Origin of the sequence: Flavobacterium sp. CYK-55 (assembly GCF_018413465.1) — a bacterium.
Lineage (GTDB): Bacteria > Bacteroidota > Bacteroidia > Flavobacteriales > Flavobacteriaceae > Flavobacterium.
The window spans coordinates 1-823 of the sequence record NZ_JAHCDK010000030.1 but is presented as its reverse complement, the minus strand read 5'-3'; the positions used below and the strand labels follow the sequence as shown (position 1 = coordinate 823).

Annotated in this window: 1 pseudogene; it reads left to right on the top strand. The window is 42.4% G+C overall.

What is annotated here, in order from left to right:
• Positions 1 to 823: pseudogene (locus KIH23_RS13590) on the top strand (hypothetical protein); the annotation flags it as partial.

Here is an 823-nt window from a genome sequence, read left to right as displayed (position 1 = left end):
GACCAGTTCCAAGTATTGATGTTACAACCGGTCAAGTGTCAATTCCTGCCGGAACTCCTGCAGGTAACTATACTATTGTTTACCAAATCTGTGAGAAACTAAATCCTTCAAACTGTGATTCTGCAACGGTAACTATTTCTGTTTCAGCTTCGGCAATCATTGCTAATGATGATGCTGGTGCGCCTGTAAGCGGAACCAACGGTGGTACTTCATTGGCCAATGTTTTGGTAAATGATACGCTTAACGGAAACCCTGTTACAGCTGCACAAGTAAATATCTTACAAGTAAATACTTCAAATCCGGGTATCACTTTATCAGGAACAAGTGTTGTGGTAGCTGCAGGAACGCCTGCCGGATCATATACTCTAGAATATCAAATTTGTGAAAAAATCAATCCTGCAAACTGCGACAATGCTATTGTGACTGTATGTGTGAATACAGCTCCAAGCGTTGGAACCATTACACAACCTACTTGTAGTGTTGCAACTGGTTCAGTAGTTTTAAGCGGATTACCATCAGGTAACTGGACGATTAACCCAGGAAATATTTCCGGTAATACTTCAAGTACAACGATTAGTAATCTTGCAGCTGGAACTTATAACTTCGTAGTAACCAACAGTACCGGATGTGCTTCTGTTGCCACTGTTGATGTAGTGATCAACCCGCAACCACAAACACCAGCTGTTCCGACAATTGCTGCTCAAGTAACACAACCTACTTGTGCGGTAGCAACTGGTTCATTCTCTGTATCGAACTACGATGCTGCAATGACTTATACCATTACGCCTAATGTAGGTGTGAGCATGTCTAACACGGGTGTGGT